Source organism: Mesorhizobium sp. B1-1-7 (assembly GCF_006442705.1).
Lineage (GTDB): Bacteria > Pseudomonadota > Alphaproteobacteria > Rhizobiales > Rhizobiaceae > Mesorhizobium > Mesorhizobium opportunistum.
The window spans coordinates 42,011-64,127 of the sequence record NZ_VFWQ01000018.1; the positions used below are offsets into that span (position 1 = coordinate 42,011).

Genomic DNA, 22,117 nt, shown 5'->3' on the forward strand with positions numbered 1-22,117 from the left:
CATCCTTCCGCATTCCTGCGGAGAAGCTGCACGCAAACTGCTGAAACCGGCCAAGCCGGGGTCCACATCGCCGGCCAGCATGCGCGGATCATCCCTCCAGGAGGTCCGCCATGAAAATCGTCCTGATCAATCCGCCGCACACCGCTATCGGCAGCCGCGTGCCGGACGATCATCTGCCGCCGCTTGGCCTGCTGGCGGTGGGCGGCCCGCTGCTCGATGCCGGCCACGAGGTGCGGCTGGTCGATGCCGAATTCGGGCCGATGCCGCTCGACATTGTGGTGCGCAGCGCACTCGACGATCGACCGGACTTCGTCCTGATCGGCCATTCCGGCTCGACCTCGGCGCACCCGACCGCCCTTTTGATCGCCGGGATGATCAAGGCACGCGAGCCGGCGACCATCGTCATCTATGGTGGTGTCTTCCCGACCTATCACTGGCGTGACATCCTCGGGGCGACCGATGTCTTCGACTTCATCGTGCGCGGCGAGGGCGAGGCGACCGTCGTGGCGCTGGTCGAGGCGCTTGAAATGCACCAGCCGCCGGCAAGCGTGGCCGGCATCGCCTTTCGCGACGATTTGCGCCGTCCCTTCGCGACGCAGCCGGCGATGACCATCACCGAGCTCGACGCCTACCGCGTCGGCTGGGAACTGATCGACCACAGCCGCTACAGCTATTGGGGCGGCAAGCGCGCCGTGGTCATGCAGTTTTCGCGCGGCTGCCCACATCTGTGCAACTATTGCGGCCAGCGCGGCTTCTGGACCCGCTGGCGGCACCGCGATCCCAAAAAATTCGCGCGGGAAATCGCCTGGCTGCACCGCGAGCACGGCGTCGAACTGATCAATCTCGCCGACGAGAACCCGACCGTATCGAAGAAGGCCTGGCGCGCCTTTCTCGACGCCCTGATCGCCGAGAACGTGCCGGTGCTGATCGTCGGCTCGACGCGGGCCGACGACATCGTGCGCGACGCAGATATCCTGCATCTCTACCGCAAGGCCGGTGTCATCCGCTGGCTGCTCGGCATGGAGAACACCGACGAGCAGACACTCCAATTGATCCGCAAGGGTGGCAGCATTTCATCCGACCGCGAGGCGATCCGGCTGCTGCGAAAGCATGGCATCCTGTCGATGGCGACCTGGGTGGCCGGTTTCGAGGATGAGGGGTTTCGCGACCTCTGGCGCGGCTTTCGCCAGCTCATCGCCTACGACCCCGACCAGATCCAGGCGCTTTACGTGACGCCGCATCGCTGGACGCCGTTCTTCAGGATTGCCCGCGACCGCAAGGTGATCCAGCAGGACGCCCGGCTGTGGGACTACAAGCATCAGGTGCTGCACATGACCCGGCTGAAGCCGTGGATGCTGTTCTTCTTGGTCAAGCTGATCGAACTCGCCGTGCAGTCGCGGCCAAAGGCTCTGGCGCGCATCCTGTTCCACCCCGATCCCGAGCAGCGGCATTCGATGCGCTGGTATACGCGGATGGGCCGCCGTGTCTGGTTCCGCGAAGTCTGGGGTTTTCTGGCGCGCGACATCAGGGTGAAAGACGGGCCGACGCTCGCCGAATTCTGGGGCGCGCCGCAGGATGCCGAGGAAGAAGCGATGATCTTCCAGCGTCCAGCCCGAAAACCGGCCGCGTACGCCGTCGCGCAATCGCGCTCCGCCTGAGTGGCGCTTCCTCCAGGTGTCGCTGCCGCGAGGCTGGCCCTGGCGGCCGGCGGGCAGTGCGCTAATTTTCTGCAATCGAACCGTTGGTTACCGGCAGGAGGAAGCGATGAACCTTGTCACGCATAAGAAGATGAAAGGTGACCGGCTGATGCCCTGGGGGAAAGGCACTGTCGTGACGGGAGCCAGGGGGTTCGTCTTCCTTGCCGGAAATACGGGCACCGCCGAGAACTACGATCCGTCGAGTGGCAAGGGAGGTGCCGTTGGTGACGCGGCGACGCAATGGCGCTCCATCCTGACGAACATCAAATCGGATTTGGAGGAACTCGGCAGTTCGCTCGAGCATCTCGTCAAGATCACCCAGTACGTCAAGGGACCGTTTCCGGACGGCGGGGCCTTGAGCTCGCCAAATTTCCGGTTGGACGTGATGGATGAATTCTTTGCCGAGCATTGCCCAAAGCATTGCAGCTACAACAATCCGCCGCCATCGGAGGTGATCGGAGTGGTTGCACTTGCCCATCCCGATCTGGTCATCGAGATCGTGGCGGTGGCGGCCCTGCCGGATTAGTGCGTGCCGCGCAGGCGGGCACAGCCGCGGACCCGTCAGGGCACGATCAGCGTGCCGGCGCCATGTTCGGTGAAAAGTTCGAGCAGCACCGAATGCGGCGTCTTGCCGTTGAGGATGACGACGCCCTCGACCCCGCGCTCGATCGCCTCGATGCAGGTCTCGACCTTGGGGATCATGCCGCCCGAGACGGTGCCGTCCTTGATCAGTGCCCTCGCCTCGGCGACGGTCAATTCGTCGATCAGCTTCTTGTTCTTGTCGAGCACGCCGGGCACGTCGGTCAGGAACAGCAGGCGCGTGGCCTTGCAGGCGCCGGCAATGGCGCCGGCGAAGGTATCGGCGTTGATGTTGTAGGTGTGGCCGTCGCGGCCGGGCGCCACCGGCGCCAGCACCGGGATCATTTCGGAGCGCGCCAGAAGATCGAGCAGCGTGCGGTCGACCTCGACCGGCTCGCCGACAAAACCGAGATCGAGCACGCGCTCGATGTTGGAGTCCGGGTCGATCATGGTCTTGCGCGCCTTTTCGGCGAAGACCATGTTGCCGTCCTTGCCGCACAGGCCGATCGCCCATTCGCCCTCGGCGTTGATCAGGGCGACGATCTCCTTGTTGATCGAGCCGGCCAGCACCATCTCGACGATCTCGACCGTCTTCTGGTCGGTGACGCGCAGGCCGCCCTCGAACTTGGATTCGATGCCCATCTTGGCCAGCATGGCGCCGATCTGCGGCCCGCCGCCATGGACGACGATCGGATTGACCCCGGACTGTTTCAACAGCGCGATGTCGCGCGCGAAAGCCTTGCCGAGCTCGATATCGCCCATGGCGTGGCCGCCATATTTCACCACGACCGTCTTGTGCTCGTAGCGCTGCATGTAGGGCAGCGCCCGCGACAGCAGGGCTGCCTGCATTTCGGCGGTGGCGGTTATCTCCGTCATCGGCATGGTTCCCTGGCTTTGATTTTATGGCGACATGCACCGTTGAGACCGGCGGCGTCTTAGCGGGAATTGGTTCTGCCCGCAAATGTCATTGTTGTCATATTCGCCGGGTTCACGGCCTCGTCACTATCAGGGCATCATCAGCGGCGCCCGTCGCTTCAGCCAGCCCGAAATCTTCTCCATCTGTGCGGCGAAGGACAAAAGCGTTTCTTCGTCGCCCGGCCGGCCGGCCGCCTGGATGCCGAGCGGCAGGCCGGCATCGGTGACGTGGACGGGCAGCGCAATCGACGGCTGGCCGCTGACATTGTGGATCGCCGGCCAGTGGGTGAACCATAGGCTCTTGTCCATCAGCTGGCCGAACACGGACTTCACCTTAAGCAAGGGCGTGAGGTGAAGCTTGTCGAGCAGGTTCTCGATCAGTTCATCGGCGCCTTGCGGATCCATGGCGCCACAGGCGAGCGGCGGGTGGGCGATGATGGGCAACAGCACGGCATCGTACTGCGCGGTCTCCGTGATCAGCTGTCGCGAGGCGGCGTGGAGCCGCTGCAGGGCAGCATAGGTCTCGCCGGCCGAAACCATCTCGCCCAACCGGCCGAGCACCCGCGTGGCACGCTCGACGTCGCCGGTAACGGCACGGCCGACGCGCTGCGCTTCCGCCCGCAGCGTACCGGCCACGGCGGAGGCAACCGTCCTGCAGAAGTCGGCGAAGAAATCACGCTCGATGAAGGGCAGGTCGATGTCCTCGACGGTGTGGCCGCCTTCGCGGGCAAGCGCCACCGCGATGTCCAGCGCTTTCATCGTCTCGGCCGAAATCGGCAGGCCAAGCGGCGACTTGCGGTAGACCGCCAGGCTGAGCTTGCCGGGATCGCGCGCGGCGGCAGCGGCGAATGTGCCCTTCGGCGGCAGCGCGGCATAGGGCGACAGCGAGTCGGGACGGTGGGTGAGGTCGAGCAGCAGCGCGCAATCGCGCACCGAGCGGGTGACAGCATGGTCGACCACCATGCCGTACCAGCTTTCGCTCACCAGCGGCGTCAGCGGGATGCGGCCGCGCGAGGTCTTGAGGCCGACCAGCCCGGTGCAGGCGGACGGCACGCGGATCGAGCCGCCGCCATCCGAGGCATGCGCCACCGGCACGACGCCGGCGGCGACCAGGGCTGCCGCACCGCCGGACGAGCCGCCGGTGGTGTGTCCGGTGTTCCAGGGATTGCGAGTGATGCCGAAGGCCTTGGATTCGGTCATCAGCCGCAGCCCATGTTCCGGCGATGTCGAGGTGACGATCGGGACCAGTCCGGCGGCGAGGTAGCGCTCGGTCATCACCGAATTGACATCGGGCAGCCAGGCGGGAATGCGGCTGCCGCCATGCGACGGTACGCCCTTGATGGCGATGCCGAGATCCTTGATGGCAAAGGGCACGCCGGCCAGCGGCAACGAACGGTCCATGGTTTTCGCCCGCGCCCGTGCGGCTTCATAGAGCGGCTCGGCCGTGGCATTGATTTCAGGCCTTGTGGCCTCGGCGCGTGCGATCGCCGCCTCGGTCAGCTCGATCGCGGACAGCTCGCCCTTGCGCACCAGATCGGCAAGGCCGGTTGCGTCTTCTTCCCACAGGATCCGTTCGACCGACATGTGCGTCCCCCCATTGCCGCCAAGCTAGCCAGCGGCGATTCCCTTGGCAATCGAAGCCTGCGTCCGGACGCTGGAACTTTAGGTGCATCGAATATTTCCGTCGTTGCAAATACAACGCAATTGCCTAATTTGGCTCGGCATGACGCCGCAGGACATCACCAAGCTGATCGTCCGGACTTCGATGAAGGATCGGGCCGCGTTCGATCTGCTCTACCGGCAGACCAGCGCGAAACTTTTCGGCGTATGCCTTCGTGTATTGAACGACCGGGGAGATGCTGAAGAAGCGCTGCAGGAAGTCTTCGTCAAGATATGGACGAAGGCGGACCGTTTTGCTGTCTCCGATCTGAGCCCGATCTCCTGGCTGGTGGCGATCGCGCGCAATCATGCGATCGATCGCATCCGGGCGCGGCGCAAACCTGCCGCCGATATCGATGCCGCGCTCGACGTGGCCGATCCGGCGCCGGGACCTGAAGCGATGGCGGTGGCGGGCGACGAGACCGAACGCGTCCATCATTGTCTCGACGAGTTGGAGAAGGACCGGGCGGCGGCCGTCCGGGGCGCTTATCTCAAGGGCGAAAGCTATGCCGAACTGGCGGAGCGCCATGGCGTGCCGTTGAACACGATGCGTACTTGGCTGCGCCGCAGCCTGATGAAACTCAGAGAATGCCTGGAGAGATGACGCTCGCAGAAGACAATGGACCGGAACGTGGGGGCGACGACATGTTCGCCGCCGAATACATTCTTGGCGTGCTGCCTGCGGACGAGCGGCAGATCGCGTCCAGGCGCATCGATTCCGAGACCGATTTCGCGCGGCTTGTCGACGGCTGGGAGGTTCGCCTCTCGCCACTGGCTGACGCCTATCCGGAAATCGAGCCACCGGCATCGGTGAAGGCGGCTGTCGATCGACGCCTGTTTGCATCGACCCCGGCCGCACCCGCCGAACCCCGTGCCGGCCTGTGGTCCAGCCTCGCCTTCTGGCGCGGCCTCGCGGTGGCGGCGGTTGCCGCGCTCGCGCTCTACATTGCCGTGCCCTACGTCAATCCGGTGGCCGTCCAGCCGCAGACGCGGCTAGTCGCCTCGCTGGCCGCCGACGGCAGCGACGTCAAATACCTCGCCGTCTACGATGCCGCGCACCATGAAGTCAGCCTGTCGCATGTCTCCGGCGAGCGTGCTTCCGGCAAGGACTTCGAACTGTGGATGATCGAAGGCAAGAACGCGCCGGTCTCGATGGGTGTCATCCCGAGCGGAGCGACCGCGCATATCGTCGTCTCGCCGGCGGCGCAGCAGAAGCTGGCGCAAGGCGCGGTGTTGGCCGTCAGCCTCGAACCATCAGGCGGTTCGCCAACTGGGCAGCCGACCGGACCGGTAGTTGCCGCGGGCGATTTGAAGAGCATCTAGCCCGACCGTTCGCGCTTGTGACCATGGTATTGGCGATAGCAAGTCTATCCTTCATCACGCACGTCTAAAGTGCCGCCAAGCCGGCAAACTACAGCTTGGACAATTTCTTCCTCGCGCTCAGATAAATTCAAAAACGAAAAATATACTGAAACTCCGGCGTTTGTGTTCCGTATCTCCTCGCGTCCCCAAAAATGGGAAGAGAAAACCCGAGGAGTTCTACATCATGCGTAAATTCGCCACCCTTTTGCTTGCCGGTACGATCGCCGTTTCCGCGCTTGCCACCGCCGCCTATGCCGAAAACCCGATGGTCGGCGGCGCCGCCATGTTTGCCAACAAGACCATCGTCGAAAACGCCGTCAATTCGAAGGACCACACGACGCTGGTCGCGGCCGTCAAGGCTGCCGGCCTGGTCGAAACCCTGCAGGGCGCCGGTCCGTTCACCGTTTTCGCGCCGACCAACGAAGCCTTTGCCGCCCTGCCGGCCGGCACGGTCGACACGCTGCTCAAGCCCGAGAACAAGGACAAGCTCGCCAAGATCCTGACCTGCCATGTCATCGGCGCCAAGGCGATGGGCGCCGACGTGGCCGCGATGGCCAAGGCCGAAGGCGGCACCCACAAGGTCAAGACCGCCGGCGGCTGCGAGCTGTCGCTCAAGGCCGATGGCGGCAAGGTCACCGTCACCGACGAGAACGGCAATGTCGCCAATGTGACGATCGCCGATGTCGAGCAGTCCAACGGCGTCATCCACGTCATCGACAAGGTCCTGCTCCCGAAGATGTGATCGGCCCGAAAATGTAACAAAGGGCTTGCCGCGGCGAACCTGCAGCAAGAGCCCTCCGTCGATTGCATCGTCTCGCTCCCGGACCTGCAAGCGACACGCGTGCTCCGCGCCGCCCACGGATCCACCCGTGGAATGGCGCGGAGTTCGTCGAGGGCAACCGTCACCGGCTTTTGACTTTCGCGTGGCGGCATAGTTTGGCAAAATAGACAATCGGAGGAACTGGTCATGAACCGTCGCGACTTTCTTTTGAGCGGCGTCGCTGCCGTTGGTGTCGTCGGGGCCGCAGCCACCTTGCTGCGCATGGGCAGCCCGCAGGCAGCTCAAGCCGCCGAGAAGTTCGAGGTCACCAAGACCGACGACGAATGGAAGGCCATCCTGTCGCCGGCCGCCTTCGACGTGCTGCGCAAGGAAGGCACCGAATATCCGGGCACCAGCCCGCTGCTCAACGAGCACCGCAAGGGCATCTTCGCCTGTGCCGGCTGCGATCTGCCGGTCTATCCCTCGGAGACGAAATTCGATTCCGGCACCGGCTGGCCGAGCTTCTGGCAGGAGATAGCCAATGGTATCGGCAAGACCGAGGACCGGTCGCTGGGCATGACCCGCACCGAGGTGCATTGCCGCCGCTGCGGCGGCCATCTCGGCCATGTCTTCGACGACGGCCCGGCGCCGACCGGCCTGCGCCATTGCATCAACGGCGTGGCGCTGAGCTTCAAGCCCGCCACGGCCTGACGAACTCTGCTTCAAACGAAAAACTCCGGGCTTTGCGGCCCGGAGTTTTTCGCGCGGTCAGAGCCTTTCGGGCGTGGACTGGAGGAGCTTCCCGAAACCGCTGCCCACGTAGGGTATTTTTGTTTAGTGCCCGCCGCCTCCGCCGCCACCGGGCGCGGCAGGCTTGTTGATCAGCATGGTGAACAGGCCAAGCGTCGCGAACAGCACCGTCAGCATGTAGAACACGTCCATGAAGGACAGCAGCGCCGCCTGCTGCTGGACCATGCCCGACAGCTTGGAGATCGCGGCACTCGCCGCATCGAGACCGGTGGTCTGCTCGAAATTGAGCGTCATGTTTTGCAGCTTCTGCTGGGCCGCCGCACTGCCCCACTGCACGTGCTCCGACAGCCTTGCGTAGTGGAAGGCGTTGCGATCGATCAGCACGGTGTTGATGAGAGCAAGGCCGACGGCACCACCGAGGTTGCGCGTCAGGTTGAACAGGCCGGACGCATTCTTCAGCCGGTCGGGCGGCAAGGTGCCGAGCGCGATGTTGTTGATCGGCACCATGCACAGCATCATCGAACAGCCGCGCAGGATCTGCGGGATAAGCAGCTCATAGAAATCCCAGTCGGCGGTCAGGTGCGTCATCCACCACGTGCCGGTGGCGAAGCCGAAGAAGCCGATCATCATCATCAGCCGCAAATCCATCTTGCTCGACAGGATGCCGGAGATCGGCGCGGTGACGAACATGGCCAGGCCGCTGACGAACAGCGCCTCACCGATCATCATCGAATCGTAGCCGCGGATGCGGCCGAGGAAGACCGGATAGAGATAGGTCAGGCCGTAGAGGCCGATGCCGATGACGAACGAGAACAGCGAGCCGAAGGCGAAGTTGATGTTGCTGAAGGCCCTGAGGTCGACGATCGGCTCCTCGGCGGTGAAGACACGCCAGAAGAAGACCACCGCGCCGATGGTCATGATTATGGCGCAGATGAACACGGCATGATCCTGCAGCCAGTCATTGTTGGGGCCTTCCTCAAGCACATATTCCATGCAGCCGAGGAACGCCGCCATGCCGGCAAGACCCCACCAGTCGAACTTGCTGAACAGCTTGAGATTGGGCTTGTCGAAGTCGATCAGCGACCAGGCGGCGGTCGCCACCAGAATGCCGGGCACGACATTGACCAGGAACAGCCAGTGCCATGAAAAGGCATGGCTGATATAGCCGCCGACGGTCGGGCCGATGGTCGGCGCCAGCGTCGCCACCAGGCCGATCATCGGCGAGACGATGGCGCGGCGCGAGGGCGGGAAGATGGTGAAGGCCGCGGCAAAGACACTCGGGATCATGCCACCGCCGATGAAACCCTGCACGGCGCGGTAGACGATCATCTGGTCGATGTTGGTGGCGGTCGCGGCGAGCGCGCTGGCGGCGGTGAAGCCGGCCGCCGCGATGGTGAACAGCACGCGCGTCGAGAGCATGCGGCTGAGGAAGCCCGACAGCGGGATCATGACCACCTCGGCGATCAGATAGGCCGTCTGCACCCACGGAATTTCATCGGAGCTGGCGCTCAAGCCCGCCTGGATCTCGGCCAGCGAGGCGGAGACGATCTGGATGTCCAGGATCGCCATGAACATGCCGAACACCATCGCCAGGAAGGCAATGATGCGGCGTGTGGAAATGGTGTCAGGGACGGACGGCCGTGCCGGCGGCGATCCTGCGGTGATTGTTGCGGTTGCCATTGCATGGGCCTCCTTGAGGCAGGCCGGGCGGCTCAGTGCTTAATCAGCCCCCGAGCCGCCCTCCGAAAAGCGCCTAGTTGGTCGTCGCGGCAGGTGCGGTGCGGCTGTCGACGTTGACGACGACGCTCAAGCCAGCGCGCAGCTTGCCGGTCTTCAGGGCATCGGCCGGAACGTCGATGCGGACCGGGACGCGCTGCACGACCTTGGTGAAGTTGCCGGTGGCATTTTCCGGCGGCAACAGCGAGAAGACCGCGCCTGAGGCCGGAGCGAGCGACGAAACGGTTCCCTGGATGGGCTGGCCGTCGATGGCGTCGACCGAGATGTTGACCTTTTCGCCGGGAACCAGCCGGGCAAGCTGGGTCTCCTTGAAGTTGGCGACGATGTAAAGCTTGTCCATCGGCACGACGACGGCAAGCTTCTGGCCGGGGCTGACGAGGTCGCCCTGCTCGACGGAACGGTTGCCGACGACGCCGTCATAGGGCGCCTTGAGCACGGTGAAGGAAAGATCGCGCGCGGCCTTGTCGCGGCTGAGCTGCAAGGAGGCGAGCGTGCTCGCCGACTCGGCGCGCTGCGCTTCGAGCACACCGATATTGGCCTGTGCGGCGGCGATCTGCGCGTCGGCACCGACCAGCGCGGCATTGGCCTGGTCGAGCGCGGTCTGGGCGTCGTCCAATTGCGCCTGCGTGCCGACATGGGTCTTGACCAGCTGCGCGGCGCGCTGCTGGGCACGGGCGGCATTGCCGGCCGCGGCCTGATCGGCGACCTTCTGCGCCTGCGCCTGCTGCAGGGAAGCCTGCGCGGCCTTGGTCTGCGCGTCGATACGGTCGAGCGTCTTCGACAGCGTGGCGATCTGGGCGTCAGCCTGGGCGACAGCTATTTTGTAGTCGCCGTCATCGATCGTCAGCAGCGGGTCGCCGGCCTTGACCAGCTGGTTCTCGCTCACCTTGACCTGATCGACATAGCCGGAAATCTTCGGCGAGACGAACGCCATGTCGGCCTGGACGTAAGCGTCGTCGGTCGAGATCATGAAACGGCCGGTCGTCCAATAGTCATAGCCATACCAGGCGCCGGCTCCGAGCAGGGCAACGCCGATGATCGGCAGCAGGACGGAGCGCGCCGAACGCTTTTTCTTTGCGGGGGCTTCCGGCGGCGGCGCGGCGGCCGGCTGGACAGGAATTTCCGGTGCTTCCGTCGCCGGCGCAACCTTGGCGCTGGGGAACGGACGGACTTCGGCGGTGGATGGCGCGTTTGAGGACATGACATCTCTCTAGGAAAGATTATAATAGACTGAACCGTTCGGTTCGATGGACGTTGACATAGCGCGTAAAGAGGACCATATCAAGAGGCAATCGAACCGCTTGGTTCGAATTATTTTCGAGGTGTGACTTTTATGGCCGACACAACGCCCGACGCCGAAAACGACAAATGCGAGGATCTGCTGGACAGCCTGCGCCGCGGCCGCCCGGCCGCCGGACAGGACCCGGTCAAGCGCAGCCAGATCATCGACGGCGCCCGCCGCGTTTTCATCGACAAGGGCTTCGAGGCCGCCTCGATGAACGACATCACGCGCGAAGCCGGCGTGTCGAAGGGCACCATCTATGTATACTTCGCCAATAAGGAAGAGCTGTTCGAGGCGCTGATCGAGGAAGAGCGCGGCAGCATATTCAAGAACATGTACGACTTGCTCGACCGTTCCGACGATCTGCGCCAGACGCTGGTGAAGTTCGGCAAGGTGCTGTCGATGAAGATCACCTCGGCCAGGGTCATCCAGGCGCAGCGCACCGTGATCGGCGCCTCCGACAGGATACCCGACATGGGCGCGCGGTTTTACGAGCGCGGCCCCAAACGCGGCCATGACAGGATGGTGGCCTTCTTGAACGCCGCCATCGAGCGCGGCCTGCTGCGCATCGACGACGTCGACCTTGCCGCCTATCAGTTCACCGATCTTTGCCTTGCCGGTCTTTTCCGGCAGTGCATCTTCGCCTATCGCGTCAAGGCGCCGAGCCAGGAGGAGATCGAGCACATCGTCCGGTCGGGCGTCGATATGTTCCTGAAGGCCTACGGCACCGCAAGCCTGGCCGAGGAAGAACGCCACCAGATGATTGCCCTCGAGGCAAAGTCCTGACGGGAAACCGCGTCACCCGCCATTGGCGGCAAGCACGATGGCGGCCTGCAATTCCTCGAGACCCTCACCCTTTTCCGATGACGTCGCCAGCACGAACGGAAACGCCGCCGGCCGCTTCTTGATCTTTGCCAGCGTCTCCTCGATCAGCCTGGGCACGCCAGCGACCTTGATCTTGTCGGTCTTGGTCAGCACGATCTGGTAGGACACCGCCGCCTTGTCGAGCAGCGACAGCACTTCGTCGTCCTTGGCCTTGATGCCGTGGCGGGCGTCGATCAGCACATAGACGCGCTTCAGCGTGACGCGGCCCTTGAGATAGTCGAAGACCAGCTTCGTCCACTCGTCGACCTTCTCCTTGGGCGCGGTGGCGTAGCCGTAGCCCGGCATGTCGACCAGCGCCAGCGGCGGCAGGTCGGCGCCCTCGCCCGAAAATCCGTCCGGCACGAAATAGTTGAGTTCCTGCGTGCGGCCCGGCGTGTTGGAGGTGCGAGCCAGCCCCTTCTGGTTGACGAGCGCGTTGATCAGCGACGACTTGCCGACATTGGAGCGGCCGGCAAAGGCGATTTCCGGCGGCCCTTCCGGCGGCAGGAACTTCATGGCCGGCACGCCGCGGATGAAGATCCAGCCGCGCGTGAAAAGTTCGGTGCCGATCGTGGTGCTGTTCAAAGCGTTCAAGCTGCTGCCTCCAGAAGAGAAATATCGGCACCCCTGATGGCGTCGAGGTTGCGGCCGATCTTGTCGACCGGCCAGTCCCACCATGCCACCGCCAGCAGCCGCCGGATCGTCCTGTCATCGAACCGCATCTTCACCACCTTGGCCGCGTTGCCGGCGACGATGGCGTAGGGTGGCACATCGTGCGTCACCACGGACTTCGCCGCAATGATGGCGCCATGGCCGACTTGCACGCCCGGCAGGATCACCGCCTCCATGCCGATCCAGACGTCGCTGCCGACCACGGTGTCGCCGCGCACTTCCTTCGACCATGTCGCCGGATCAAAACCGTTTTCCCAGCCATGGCCGAAGATGTTGAACGGATAGGTCGAAAAGCCGGACATGGCATGGTTGGCGCCGTTCATGATAAAGCGCGCGCCTTCGGCGATGGCGCAGAACTTGCCGATGATCAGCTTGTCGCCAATGAAAGGATAATGGTGCAGCACGCATTTGTCGGCGAATTTGTCCGGCCCATCGGGGTCGTCATAGTAGGTGAAGTCGCCGATCTCGATGTTCGGCACGCTCACCAGCGGCTTCAGGAAGCCGACGCGCGTATGCATCGGGATCGGGTGCTTGATGCCGGGGTTGGGTCCGTCCATGTCGAGATCCGTCGAGGAAGTGATTGGTCGGCGGCGCATCCGGACTGCGGGGTGCGCCTTGTCAAAATAACGTGATCCGCCCTATAGCATCAATCGGCCGAGAGCGAGCCTTCCTTGGTCGCGACGTTCATTTGTTGCCGCGGCAGATCACGATCGGATTGGACAGCGCGCTGTCGAAACCGCTGCCCTGGTAGACGGCGATATTCGATGCTCCCGGCGGCAGCAGAAACGTCCCTTCGACGACTTTCTGATCGCCCGCCATCGTGTGGAGAGCCCAGCTAAACGTGCAGAATTGCGGCGGTGCCTTGGGTTCGACGTGGCTGCAATTCAACTGCGCGCCCCCCAGCATGGCGGCGCCGCCGCAGCTGACCGCTTCCTTTGCAACCGCGATGCCGGGGCACACCAGGAGGCCCGTGACAGCCGCGATCTTGATCCAATTCATTCGTCAAATCCTTGCCGGCAAATTCCCACCGCCAAGCGCCTCCTCGCTGTCGTGGCCCATGCAATTTTTCCTTTTCGCGGCTTAACCCGTCTTGTGCATCGGGTCCAGCAGGATTATGTGCATGATGATAATAAGCATGCTCACGAAAAGTTGCTCGTAGACCCGAATTTCTCCCCATGCCAATCTCGCCCAATATCAGCTTCGTGCTGCACGATGTTGCGCGCCTGCTTCGAAAGCGGTTCGAGCAGCGTTCGCGGTCGTCGGGGCTGACCCGGGCGCAATGGCAGGTGCTGGCTTATCTGTCGCTGCATGAAGGCATTCACCAGAACAAGCTCGCCGACCTCATCGAGATCGTGCCGATCACGCTTGCCCGGCTGCTCGACAAGATGGAGGCGCGCGGTTTCATCGAGCGCCGGCCCAACCCCGCCGACCGCCGGGCATGGCTGCTCTATCTTACCCCTCTGGCCCATCCGCTGCTCGAGATCATGCGGGCCAATGGCCAGAAGACGCGTGACGAGGCCTTCGACGGGCTTTCGCCGGATGCACAGCAGCAACTGCTGCAAACCCTAAGCTTGATCAAATCCAATCTGCTCGCGGCTTGCACCCAGCCTGCCGTCGACCGGGAGAAAATACATGGCTGAAAAACACATGGCTGAATCGACCGCACCCAAGAAGCCTGCCGAAGGCGAGCCTTCCACCGATCGCTCACGCGACCAGATCATCCAGCTGGACAGCGAACGCGAGCAGAGGCGAGCCAATGTCGTCATCGAGAATGACGAGCTGGAAGTGTCCGTGGCTCCGGAACCGGCAACCCTGGAGGCTCCGGCCAAGGAGCCGCAACCCCGGCAAGCGCCCGCCGCCGTGGCGCCACCGGCCCCGGCCCCGACAAGGCCCAAGCGCGGCCTGACGCGGCCGATCCTGTTTGGCTTACTTCCCGTCGCGCTGGTCGTCGGCGGCTATTACTACGTCACCGGCGGCCAGGTGATGACGACCGACAACGCCTACATCCAGGCCCAGTCGCTCGGCGTGTCCACCGACGTTTCCGGCACGGTGCAGGAGATATACGTCCACGAGAACCAGGCGGTGAAGAAGGGCGACGTGCTCTTCCGCCTGAGGCCGGCCTCCTTCGAGACCGCTCTTGCCGCCGCCCAGGCCCAGCTCGGGACCGTGCGCAACCAGGTGCTGACCCTGCAGGCAAGCTACCAGCAATCGCTGTCGCAGATCGAGCAGGCGCAGGCCGACATTCCGTACTACGAGTCCGCCTTCCAGCGCCAACAGGATCTGCTCAAGACCTCGACCGCCTCCAAGGCAAGTTTCGACAGCGCCCAGCACGACCTAGTCGCCGCGCGCCAGAAAGTGTCCGTCGCCAAGGCGCAGGCACAGGCGACGCTTGCCCAGCTTGGCGGCGACGCCAACCAGCCCGTGGAGAAGAACCCCTTCTATCTGCAGGCCCAGTCGGGCGTGGACGACGCCCAGCGCAACCTCGCCGATTCCGTCGTCAAGGCGCCGTTCGACGGTGTCGTCACCAATGTCGACGCGCTGCAGGTCGGAAAGTACCTGCCGGCTTCGCAGCCGGCCTTCAGCCTGATTTCGCAGACGGACCTGTGGATCGAGGCGGAGCCGAAGGAGACCGAGCTGACCTATGTGCGGCCGGGACAGACGGCGACGATCAGCGTCGACACCTATCCGGGCGCCGTATGGCACGGCACGGTGGCCTCGATCAGCCCCGCCTCGTCGTCGAGCTTCTCGCTGCTGCCGGCGCAGAACACCACCGGCAACTGGGTCAAGGTCGTGCAGCGCATCCCGATGCGCGTGACGGTGGACGATTCCCAGGGCAAGCCGCCGCTGCGTGGCGGAATGAGCGTCGTGGTCGGCATCGACACAGGCCATGCGCGCGGGCTGCCGGACTTCGTCACCGACCTCATCGGCCGGTTCGGACAAAAATCATGACCAGCGCGTCCGCGACAGGTGCCACAGCGGTGGTCGCCAATCGCGGCGCCATCACCGCCTGCGTGATCCTGGCCGTCATCATGCAGGCGCTGGACACGACCATCGCCAACGTCGCGCTGCCCTATATACAGGGCAGCGTTTCGGCGAGCGCCGACCAGATCAACTGGGTGCTAACCTCCTACATCGTGGCGGCCGCCGTGATGACGCCGCCCTCGGGCTACCTTGCCAACCGCTTCGGCCGCAAGCGCATCCTTTTGACCTCGATCACCGGCTTCGTGGTCGCCTCGGTGCTGTGCGGCTTCGCGCAGTCGCTGCCGCAGATCGTTGGCTTCCGCCTGCTGCAGGGCCTGTTCGGCGCGGCGCTGGTGCCGCTGTCGCAGAGCATCCTGCTCGACATCTACAGCGTCGAGGAGCGCGGCTCGGCGATGGCGCTGTTCGGCGTCTCGGTGATGGTCGGACCGGTTCTGGGGCCGGTCATCGGCGGCTGGCTGACCGAGAATGTTTCCTGGCGCTGGGTGTTCTACATCAACGTGCCGATCGGTGCGCTGGCTTTCGCGGGCGTGTCGATGTTCGTCCAGGAAACCAAGCTGGACATCAAGGCCAGGCTGGACTGGCTGGGCTTCGGCATGCTCAGCGTAACCATTGCCGCGCTGCAGATGTTTCTCGATCGCGGCGAGCAGCTCAACTGGTTCTCGTCATCCGAGATCATCGTCGAGGCGTTGATCTGCGCGTCGGCCTTCTACATCTTCCTCGTCCACACCTTCACCGCCAAAAACACCTTCGTGAACCCGCGGCTGTTCCTCGACAGGAATTTCGCCGTCGGCATGATCTTCATCTTCATCATCGGCATCACCTACCTGGCCTCGCTGGCGCTGATGACGCCCTATCTGCAGACGCTGATGGGCTATCCGGTGGTGACCGCCGGCATCGTCATGGGGCCGCGTGGCCTCGGCACCATGGCGTGCATGTTCCTGGTCGGCAAACTGATTGGCAAGGTCGATACGCGCTGGCTGCTGCTGATCGGCCTGCTGATCACCGCCTGGGCGATGTACGACATGACCGGCTGGACGCCCGACGTCTCGCAATGGACAATCGTCAGCACCGGGTTCGTCCAGGGCGCCGGGCTTGGCTTCCTGTTCGTGCCGCTGACCACCATCACCTTTGCCACGCTGGCGCCGGAGCGGCGCGCGGAAGGCACGGGCTTGTACAATTTGTCGCGAAACATCGGTTCCAGCGTCGGCATCTCGGTGGTCACCGCGCTCTTGACGCAGAACGTGCAGATCAACCACGCCAACATCGCCACCTATGTGACGCCCTTCAACCAGGCGTTCGGCAATCCGGCGATCTTCCAGGCGATGAACCCCTACAGCGCGGCCGGCCGCGCGGCGCTGGACGGCGTGGTGACGCTGCAGGCGACGATCATCAGCTATATGAACGACTTCAAGCTGATGATGATCCTGTCGCTTGCCGCCATCCCGCTGGTTCTCCTGCTGCGCAAGCCCGCGACACCGGCCAAGGTCGACCACAGCGCCGTCATGGAGTGATCTTTTTTGCGGCGGAGGATTCCGGGAGAAGCCGGACCGGATAGCTGCCCGACGCGCGCTAGAGCATTTCACCGTTTCACGGAAACGGCGAACCGCTCTATCTCTTTGTTTTTACGCAATTCCCAAGGGAAAGCGCTACGCGCTTTTCCCGGGAAAACCGTGTCACACTTTTCCTGGAATTGCTCTTAAAAGAAACCGGAGCCCTGCGAGGGACTGCAGGACCCCGGCCCATTGCCGATATGGCTTCCCAATAAACATGGCACCTCGTCATGAGGTGGGGGCGGCAGGCCCGAGAAAGCCCCAACGGACCTGCCTGATCCCCTTTGCCGGAAGCCGTTACTTCGGCAACAGCACCTTGTTGACGACATCAATGACGCCGTTCGACTGGTTGACGTCGGCGATCGTCACCTTGGCCTCCCCGCCGGACTCATCCATGATGTAGAGCTTGCCCTTCTTGACCTCGGCGGTGAGCGTGTCGCCCGAGACGGTCTTCATCTCATATTTGCCGCCCATCGCCTTGGCCTTGGCCATCATGTCCTTGCCGGAGATCTTGCCGGCCACGACATGCGCGGTGAGCACCTTGGTGAGTTGGTCCTTGTTCTCGGGCTTGAGCAGCGTTTCGACCGTGCCGGCCGGCAGCGCGGCGAAGGCTTCGTTGGTGGGCGCGAAGACGGTGAATGGGCCGGCGCCCTGCAGCGTGTCGACAAGGCCGGCCGCTTTGACGGCGGCGACCAGAGTGGTGTGATCCTTCGAGTTGACGGCGTTCTCGACGATGTTCTTGGTGGCGTACATCGGCGCGCCGCCGACTGTCGGGTTCTTGGCATAGGCCGGGGCGGCAATTGCCGCGCCAGCGACGAGTGCGGAAAGGGCGATGATCCTGAATGAGGGCAAGCGCATGTGGTCTTCCTCCGGGTGAGGGCTGATCGGAATTGATAGCCTTTGGAAATGCACACGCAGTCACGCCCCGCGACCGCTTGCAGTTTCGCCGATCACGGGAACGTGAACAGATATTCACCCAAAGAAAAAGCCCGGACGAACCGGGCTTTTCGAGAAGAGATCTTCTATTCAGCCTTTTGTAGGAAGATGGCCGGCTACTCAGCCGGCGACGGTTTCTTCCGGAACAGCGCGACCAGATTGTCCCACAGCTCGATCTTGGCACCCTGGCGCTTCATGATCAGGCCCTGCTGGAGGATCGACAGCGTGTTGTTCCAGGCCCAGTAGATGACGAGACCCGCCGGGAAACCCGCCATCATGAAGGTGAAGATGACCGGCATCCAGGTAAAGATCGCGGCCTGCGTCGGATCCGGCGGCGTCGGGTTCATGCGCATCTGCAGGAACATGGTGACGCCCATGATCAGCGGCCAGACGCCGATCATCAGCATGTGCGGCAGCGTGACCGGCACGAGGCCGAACAGGTTGAAGATCGAGGTCGGATCGGGTGCGGCCAAATCCTGGATCCAGCCGAAGAACGGCGCGTGGCGCATCTCGATGGTGATGTAGAGCACCTTGTAGAGCGAGAAGAAGACCGGGATCTGCAGCGCCACCGGCCAGCAGCCGGCGAGCGGATTGATCTTCTCGGTCTTGTACAGCTCCATCATAGCCTGCTGCTGCTTCATCTTGTCGTCCGCGTATTTCTCGCGGATCTCGAGCATCTTGGGCTGCACCTTCTTCATGTTCGCCATCGACGCGTAGGACTTGTTGGCAAGCGGGAAAAACAGCGCCTTGACGATGACGGTGGTGGCGAGGATCGCCAGGCCGAAATTGCCGAAGAATTTGTAGAGCGTGTCGATCAGCCAGAACATCGGCTTGGTGATGAAATAGAACCAGCCCCAGTCGATCACCAGGTTGAACTGGCGAATGTGACGGTCCGCCTCGTAGGCGTTAATCTTGGCCACTTCCTTGGCGCCGGCGAAGATCTCCGTCTCGACCGTCGCGGACTGGCCGGCATCGACATTGATTGCATCGGTGAGGAAGTCGGACTGGTAGCGGTGCCGGCCATCCTCGAAAAAGGCGTAGCGTGGCTGGAACGGCTGCTTCTCGGTCGGCACCAGCGTGACGGCCCAGTATTTGTCGGTGATGCCGAGCCAGCCATCGGTCGACTTGCCCGGAGTGACCTGCTTTTCGGATTCGATCTTGGCGTATTTGTATTCAGCCAGGCCCTCGGTGCCGGTCACGCCGATCAGGCCCTCATGCAGCACGTAGGTGCTGGCGACGGCCGGCTTGTCGTAGCGCGTGACGCGGCCGTAATTGAACAGCGAAACCGCGCTGGCGCCGGAATTCTGCACCGTGTCCGTGACCGTGAACATGTAGTTGGCGTCGACCGAGAAGACGCGCTTGAAGGTCAGGCCCTTGTCGTTGGTGTAGGTAAGCGTCACCGGCGTCGACGGGCTCAGCGTCGGATTGCCTTCCACGCTCCACACCGTGTCCGAACCCGGCACCGCGCCGGTCTTGTCGTTGCCGACGAAGCCTATCTCGGCGAAATAGCCGGTCGGCAGCGCCTGCGGGTTGAGCAGTTCGATCTCGGGCGAATTCTTGTCGACGGTCTCGGTGTAGTGCTTGAGCTTGAGGTCGTCGAGGCGTGCGCCGGTCAGGTTGATCGAGCCTTCGAGGCTCGGCGTGTCGATCTTGACGCGCTTCGAAGCGGCCAGCGCCTGATCGCGGCCGGCCGCGGTGACGGCGTCGCCGCCGGGCGCGTTTGGAATGGTGCCTGGGGCCGGCGCCGGTGTCGCAGCGCCTGGATTGGCGGCCTCGGCCGCCTTCTTCTGCTCCTCCACGCGCTGCTGCTCGATCTTGGCGGCCTCGCGCTGCTGCTCGACGCGCGGGTTCATGTAGAAAACCTGCCACAAAGTCAGGATCAGCACCGACAGCGCGATGGTGATGAAGAAGTTCCGGTTGTTTTCCATCGAGAGCCCTTGGCCTATCGTGTTCCGCGAAGTCGGCGGGAGAGTTCGGCCTTCAACTGGCCGAACGGGGCGCGCAGCGCATCGTCGCGCCCGACGATGACATAATCATTGCCGGGCATCATGTCATCTGCGGCATGGACGCGGACGGCTTCTTTCAGCCGCCGCCTGACGCGGTTGCGCACAACAGCGTTGCCGACCTTCTTGGTGACGGTGAAGCCGACACGCGGCACGCCGCCGTCTCCGCGGTCGAGGACCTCGACGAGGAAAAACCGCCCGCGGCGCTTTTCACCACGGCGGACGGCCAGGAATTCCGCGCGTTTCAGAAGCCGCTTGGGATTGACCCCCACTGGCTTGCCGGTTGCGGGCAACGATCTCGTCTCGCTTAGGCGCTGAGCCGCTTGCGGCCGCGGTTGCGGCGAGCTGCGACGACGCCACGACCACCCTTGGTGGCCATGCGGGCACGAAAGCCGTGCCGACGTTTGCGGACGAGTTTGGACGGTTGGTAGGTACGCTTCATTTGTTTTAATACCGCGGGGTGCGGCCCTTCTTGATTCTGTCACTCTGTAACAGGAGCTTTGCCGGGCCGGCTTTGGCGCGATCGAAACCGCGCCGGGACGAATGGCCCGAGCGTGAGCGGGCTTATAGAAAGAAGGGTTTTGGAAGTCAATCCAGGTCGCCGCGCCAAGGACGCGAGCTTTATGACGGCGATTTAATGTTCCGACCAAAGGATAAAATTGGCAAAAATGCCTTAATCGCCTAATCTTGGCCGATCAAGTGATTGTGAAGACAGGGTTACATGAGCGAAGCCACGCAAGCGGGAGAAGGGACCGGAACAGCGCCAGCCGCCGTCCGCACGGTTCCTTTGTCGCGCGGCCTGTCGACGAAACTGCTGCTTTTGACCATCGTTTTCGTGCTGCTGGCCGAAGTGCTCATCTTCCTGCCCTGGATCGCCAGCTACCGGCTGAACTGGCTCAAGGAGCGGCTGAGCACGGCCGCGGCCGTCTCGATCGTGCTGGTGCAAGGCGAGTCGACCTCGCTGTCGCGTACGGCCCAGAACGACGTGCTGATGGCGATCGGCGCCAAGGCGATCGCGGTGCGCGATGGCGGCGTCTCGCGGCTCCTGGTGGTGGCCGACATGCCGCCGCAGGTGGACGAGCACATCGACCTCGCCAGCGTCGGCATGGTCAAGGGTATGACCGGCGCGCTGGACACGCTGTTCTTCGGCGGCGACCGGATGCTTCGCGTTTTCGGACCGGTCGGCGACAGCGACAAGGAATTCGAGCTGATCATGCCGGACTACAGCCTGCGCCACGCGATGCTGAGATATTCGCGCAATGTCGCTTTCGTCTCGCTGCTGATCTCGCTGTTCACGGCCATGCTGGTCTACGCCGCCATCGACCTGATCATGATCGGGCCGATCCGCACCATGACGCGCTCGATGCTGTCCTTCTCCGAGGCTCCGGACGATCCCGGGCGCATCATCCGCCCCGCCGCCCGCGCCGATGAGATCGGCGTTGCCGAACGCGAACTGTCGCAGATGCAGGAGCGGCTGCAAAAGATGCTCTCCGAGCAGAAGCACCTTGCCGATCTCGGCCTTGCCGTGTCGAAGATCAACCATGACATGCGCAACATCCTGGCTTCGGCGCAGCTGATGTCGGATCGCCTGCGCCAGGTCAGGGACCCGACCGTGCAGGCCTTCGCGCCGAAGCTTTTGCGCGCGCTCGACCGTGCCGTCTCCTATTCCGAAGGCGTTCTGGCCTATGGCCGCACGCAGGAGCCGCCGCCTTCGCGGCGCAGGGTGCGGCTGTACCAGCTGGTCGAGGACGTGCACGGCCTGCTCGACATCGGACAGGGCATCGAGTTCATCAACGCCGTCGAGACGGCGTTCGAGGTGGATGCCGATTCCGACCAGTTGTTCCGGGTGCTCACCAATCTTTGCCGCAACTCGGTGCAGGCGATGGCGGCGGACACCGAGAGCGCGGTGGTGCGCCGGCTGGCGGTCTCGGCCGAACGGATGGGCAGCGTCAGCCGCATCGTCGTCACCGACACCGGCCCCGGCCTGCCGGCTAAGGCGCGCGAGAACCTGTTCGCGGCGTTCCGCGGCTCGGCGCGCAGCGGCGGCACCGGGCTCGGCCTGGCCATCGCGCACGAACTGATCCGTGCGCATGGCGGCACGGTGGAACTGGTGGAGTCGATCGGCGGACGCACGACATTCTCGGTCACCATCCCCGACCAGCCGGTGCGGCTCGACCAGGCCCGCGGCAGCCTGCGCCGCCCGGCCTGAGGTCTTCCGCACTGCTTCCTCGGGGGGCGCTTGCCTTTCGGCCTTTCCCTGATCTTCCCCGAGACTTTCCGTCCAGCCTGGAATCGCGCCGGCTTCGCGGCTGCCTCGAGCGTCGGGATCCGAGCCGCCATCGCCAGATGACATGCCTGCGACAAAACTT

At 63.7% G+C, this 22,117-nt stretch carries 22 protein-coding genes; 11 read left to right on the top strand and 11 right to left on the bottom strand.

Annotated features, from left to right (window positions below):
- Window positions 1-110 precede the first annotated feature (110 nt).
- Window positions 111-1,658 (top strand): magnesium-protoporphyrin IX monomethyl ester anaerobic oxidative cyclase, encoded by a 1,548-nt coding sequence (gene bchE / locus FJ978_RS26585; RefSeq protein ID WP_140575288.1) that lies wholly within the window; start codon window positions 111-113, stop codon window positions 1,656-1,658.
- Window positions 1,659-1,764: 106 nt separating this feature from the next.
- A complete protein-coding gene (locus FJ978_RS26590) occupies window positions 1,765-2,223 on the top strand; it encodes a RidA family protein (protein WP_140575292.1) in 459 nt (152 codons plus the stop codon).
- A 35-nt stretch (window positions 2,224-2,258) separates the two neighbouring features.
- On the opposite strand, the gene argB is transcribed toward FJ978_RS26590, so the two are convergent.
- Together argB and FJ978_RS26600 are read right to left on the bottom strand one after the other, a co-directional pair.
- Window positions 2,259-3,152, bottom strand: coding sequence for an acetylglutamate kinase (gene argB / locus FJ978_RS26595; RefSeq protein ID WP_041164491.1), 894 nt, complete (start codon window positions 3,150-3,152; stop codon window positions 2,259-2,261).
- 129 nt (window positions 3,153-3,281) lie between these two features.
- Window positions 3,282-4,775 carry an amidase gene (locus FJ978_RS26600; protein ID WP_140575296.1) on the bottom strand — a complete coding sequence of 498 codons (1,494 nt, stop codon included), beginning with the start codon at window positions 4,773-4,775 and terminating at the stop codon, window positions 3,282-3,284.
- A 139-nt stretch (window positions 4,776-4,914) separates the two neighbouring features.
- Here FJ978_RS26600 and FJ978_RS26605 point away from each other — a divergent pair, with 139 nt between their 5' ends.
- The 4 genes from FJ978_RS26605 to msrB all read left to right on the top strand — a co-directional run bounded on the left by FJ978_RS26605 (window position 4,915) and on the right by msrB (window position 7,683).
- Window positions 4,915-5,454: a sigma-70 family RNA polymerase sigma factor gene (locus FJ978_RS26605; RefSeq protein WP_140575302.1), complete on the top strand. Its 540-nt coding sequence runs from the start codon at window positions 4,915-4,917 to the stop codon at window positions 5,452-5,454.
- A complete protein-coding gene (locus FJ978_RS26610) occupies window positions 5,451-6,173 on the top strand; it encodes an anti-sigma factor (protein WP_140575306.1) in 723 nt (240 codons plus the stop codon). The genes FJ978_RS26605 and FJ978_RS26610 overlap by 4 nt, the downstream gene beginning before the upstream one ends.
- 223 nt (window positions 6,174-6,396) lie before the next feature.
- The gene (locus FJ978_RS26615) at window positions 6,397-6,954 is read left to right on the top strand and encodes a fasciclin domain-containing protein (protein ID WP_140575310.1); all 558 of its coding nucleotides are present in this window, start codon (window positions 6,397-6,399) and stop codon (window positions 6,952-6,954) included.
- 225 nt (window positions 6,955-7,179) lie between these two features.
- Window positions 7,180-7,683 carry a peptide-methionine (R)-S-oxide reductase MsrB gene (gene msrB, locus FJ978_RS26620; protein WP_140575313.1) on the top strand — a complete coding sequence of 168 codons (504 nt, stop codon included), beginning with the start codon at window positions 7,180-7,182 and terminating at the stop codon, window positions 7,681-7,683.
- Window positions 7,684-7,806: 123 nt separating this feature from the next.
- Here the strand turns inward: msrB and FJ978_RS26625 are convergent, their stop codons facing one another.
- Both FJ978_RS26625 and FJ978_RS26630 read right to left on the bottom strand, forming a co-directional pair.
- Window positions 7,807-9,402 carry a DHA2 family efflux MFS transporter permease subunit gene (locus tag FJ978_RS26625; RefSeq protein ID WP_140575317.1) on the bottom strand — a complete coding sequence of 532 codons (1,596 nt, stop codon included), beginning with the start codon at window positions 9,400-9,402 and terminating at the stop codon, window positions 7,807-7,809.
- A 73-nt stretch (window positions 9,403-9,475) separates the two neighbouring features.
- The gene (locus tag FJ978_RS26630; protein WP_140575320.1) at window positions 9,476-10,660 is read right to left on the bottom strand and encodes an HlyD family secretion protein; all 1,185 of its coding nucleotides are present in this window, start codon (window positions 10,658-10,660) and stop codon (window positions 9,476-9,478) included.
- A 132-nt stretch (window positions 10,661-10,792) separates the two neighbouring features.
- Between FJ978_RS26630 and FJ978_RS26635 the strand changes: the two genes are divergently transcribed.
- Entirely contained in the window at window positions 10,793-11,527 is a 735-nt protein-coding gene (locus FJ978_RS26635; protein ID WP_013891879.1) for a TetR/AcrR family transcriptional regulator, read from the top strand.
- Window positions 11,528-11,539: 12 nt separating this feature from the next.
- Here the strand turns inward: FJ978_RS26635 and yihA are convergent, their stop codons facing one another.
- From yihA to FJ978_RS26650, 3 genes are all read right to left on the bottom strand, one after another.
- On the bottom strand, window positions 11,540-12,199 hold the full coding sequence (gene yihA, locus FJ978_RS26640; RefSeq protein ID WP_140575323.1) for a ribosome biogenesis GTP-binding protein YihA/YsxC: 660 nt from the start codon (window positions 12,197-12,199) through the stop codon (window positions 11,540-11,542).
- Window positions 12,196-12,834: a CatB-related O-acetyltransferase gene (locus tag FJ978_RS26645; protein ID WP_140575325.1), complete on the bottom strand. Its 639-nt coding sequence runs from the start codon at window positions 12,832-12,834 to the stop codon at window positions 12,196-12,198. The genes yihA and FJ978_RS26645 overlap by 4 nt, the downstream gene beginning before the upstream one ends.
- Window positions 12,835-12,961: 127 nt before the next feature.
- Window positions 12,962-13,276, bottom strand: coding sequence for a hypothetical protein (locus tag FJ978_RS26650; RefSeq protein WP_140575328.1), 315 nt, complete (start codon window positions 13,274-13,276; stop codon window positions 12,962-12,964).
- A 176-nt stretch (window positions 13,277-13,452) separates the two neighbouring features.
- Here FJ978_RS26650 and FJ978_RS26655 point away from each other — a divergent pair, with 176 nt between their 5' ends.
- From FJ978_RS26655 to FJ978_RS26665, 3 genes are read left to right on the top strand one after another with little or no spacing between them, the layout of a single operon-like run.
- Window positions 13,453-13,917, top strand: a complete 465-nt coding sequence (locus FJ978_RS26655; protein WP_140575330.1) for a MarR family transcriptional regulator — start codon at window positions 13,453-13,455, stop codon at window positions 13,915-13,917.
- Between the two features lie 7 nt (window positions 13,918-13,924).
- A complete protein-coding gene (locus FJ978_RS26660) occupies window positions 13,925-15,226 on the top strand; it encodes an HlyD family secretion protein (protein ID WP_140575500.1) in 1,302 nt (433 codons plus the stop codon).
- Window positions 15,223-16,770, top strand: a complete 1,548-nt coding sequence (locus FJ978_RS26665) for a DHA2 family efflux MFS transporter permease subunit (RefSeq protein ID WP_140575333.1) — start codon at window positions 15,223-15,225, stop codon at window positions 16,768-16,770. Before FJ978_RS26660 ends, FJ978_RS26665 begins: the two co-directional genes overlap by 4 nt.
- 336 nt (window positions 16,771-17,106) lie before the next feature.
- On the opposite strand, the gene FJ978_RS26675 is transcribed toward FJ978_RS26665, so the two are convergent.
- The 4 genes from FJ978_RS26675 to rpmH all read right to left on the bottom strand — a co-directional run bounded on the left by FJ978_RS26675 (window position 17,107) and on the right by rpmH (window position 20,190).
- Window positions 17,107-17,667, bottom strand: coding sequence for a fasciclin domain-containing protein (locus tag FJ978_RS26675; protein WP_013891886.1), 561 nt, complete (start codon window positions 17,665-17,667; stop codon window positions 17,107-17,109).
- Between the two features lie 194 nt (window positions 17,668-17,861).
- Entirely contained in the window at window positions 17,862-19,673 is a 1,812-nt protein-coding gene (gene yidC, locus FJ978_RS26680; RefSeq protein WP_140575338.1) for a membrane protein insertase YidC, read from the bottom strand.
- 14 nt (window positions 19,674-19,687) lie between these two features.
- Window positions 19,688-20,041: a ribonuclease P protein component gene (gene rnpA, locus FJ978_RS26685; RefSeq protein WP_013891888.1), complete on the bottom strand. Its 354-nt coding sequence runs from the start codon at window positions 20,039-20,041 to the stop codon at window positions 19,688-19,690.
- 14 nt (window positions 20,042-20,055) lie between these two features.
- Window positions 20,056-20,190, bottom strand: a complete 135-nt coding sequence (gene rpmH / locus FJ978_RS26690) for a 50S ribosomal protein L34 (protein WP_008833937.1) — start codon at window positions 20,188-20,190, stop codon at window positions 20,056-20,058.
- Window positions 20,191-20,469: 279 nt separating this feature from the next.
- On the opposite strand from rpmH, the gene FJ978_RS26700 reads away from it, so the two are divergent.
- Window positions 20,470-21,957: a HAMP domain-containing sensor histidine kinase gene (locus tag FJ978_RS26700; protein WP_140575345.1), complete on the top strand. Its 1,488-nt coding sequence runs from the start codon at window positions 20,470-20,472 to the stop codon at window positions 21,955-21,957.
- The last annotated feature ends 160 nt before the right edge of the window (window positions 21,958-22,117 follow it).

Bases quoted from the DNA above. Each gene is read 5' to 3' on its own strand.
- bchE (WP_140575288.1), top strand. From the start codon at position 111: ATGAAAATCGTCCTGATCAATCCGCCGCACACCGCTATCGGCAGCCGC.
- FJ978_RS26590 (WP_140575292.1), top strand. From the start codon at position 1,765: ATGAACCTTGTCACGCATAAGAAGATGAAAGGTGACCGGCTGATGCCC.
- argB (WP_041164491.1), bottom strand. From the start codon at position 3,152: ATGACGGAGATAACCGCCACCGCCGAAATGCAGGCAGCCCTGCTGTCG.
- FJ978_RS26600 (WP_140575296.1), bottom strand. From the start codon at position 4,775: ATGTCGGTCGAACGGATCCTGTGGGAAGAAGACGCAACCGGCCTTGCC.
- FJ978_RS26605 (WP_140575302.1), top strand. From the start codon at position 4,915: ATGACGCCGCAGGACATCACCAAGCTGATCGTCCGGACTTCGATGAAG.
- FJ978_RS26610 (WP_140575306.1), top strand. From the start codon at position 5,451: ATGACGCTCGCAGAAGACAATGGACCGGAACGTGGGGGCGACGACATG.
- FJ978_RS26615 (WP_140575310.1), top strand. From the start codon at position 6,397: ATGCGTAAATTCGCCACCCTTTTGCTTGCCGGTACGATCGCCGTTTCC.
- msrB (WP_140575313.1), top strand. From the start codon at position 7,180: ATGAACCGTCGCGACTTTCTTTTGAGCGGCGTCGCTGCCGTTGGTGTC.
- FJ978_RS26625 (WP_140575317.1), bottom strand. From the start codon at position 9,402: ATGGCAACCGCAACAATCACCGCAGGATCGCCGCCGGCACGGCCGTCC.
- FJ978_RS26630 (WP_140575320.1), bottom strand. From the start codon at position 10,660: ATGTCCTCAAACGCGCCATCCACCGCCGAAGTCCGTCCGTTCCCCAGC.
- FJ978_RS26635 (WP_013891879.1), top strand. From the start codon at position 10,793: ATGGCCGACACAACGCCCGACGCCGAAAACGACAAATGCGAGGATCTG.
- FJ978_RS26645 (WP_140575325.1), bottom strand. From the start codon at position 12,834: ATGGACGGACCCAACCCCGGCATCAAGCACCCGATCCCGATGCATACG.
- FJ978_RS26650 (WP_140575328.1), bottom strand. From the start codon at position 13,276: ATGAATTGGATCAAGATCGCGGCTGTCACGGGCCTCCTGGTGTGCCCC.
- FJ978_RS26655 (WP_140575330.1), top strand. From the start codon at position 13,453: ATGCCAATCTCGCCCAATATCAGCTTCGTGCTGCACGATGTTGCGCGC.
- FJ978_RS26660 (WP_140575500.1), top strand. From the start codon at position 13,925: ATGGCTGAATCGACCGCACCCAAGAAGCCTGCCGAAGGCGAGCCTTCC.
- FJ978_RS26665 (WP_140575333.1), top strand. From the start codon at position 15,223: ATGACCAGCGCGTCCGCGACAGGTGCCACAGCGGTGGTCGCCAATCGC.
- FJ978_RS26675 (WP_013891886.1), bottom strand. From the start codon at position 17,667: ATGCGCTTGCCCTCATTCAGGATCATCGCCCTTTCCGCACTCGTCGCT.
- yidC (WP_140575338.1), bottom strand. From the start codon at position 19,673: ATGGAAAACAACCGGAACTTCTTCATCACCATCGCGCTGTCGGTGCTG.
- rpmH (WP_008833937.1), bottom strand. From the start codon at position 20,190: ATGAAGCGTACCTACCAACCGTCCAAACTCGTCCGCAAACGTCGGCAC.
- FJ978_RS26700 (WP_140575345.1), top strand. From the start codon at position 20,470: ATGAGCGAAGCCACGCAAGCGGGAGAAGGGACCGGAACAGCGCCAGCC.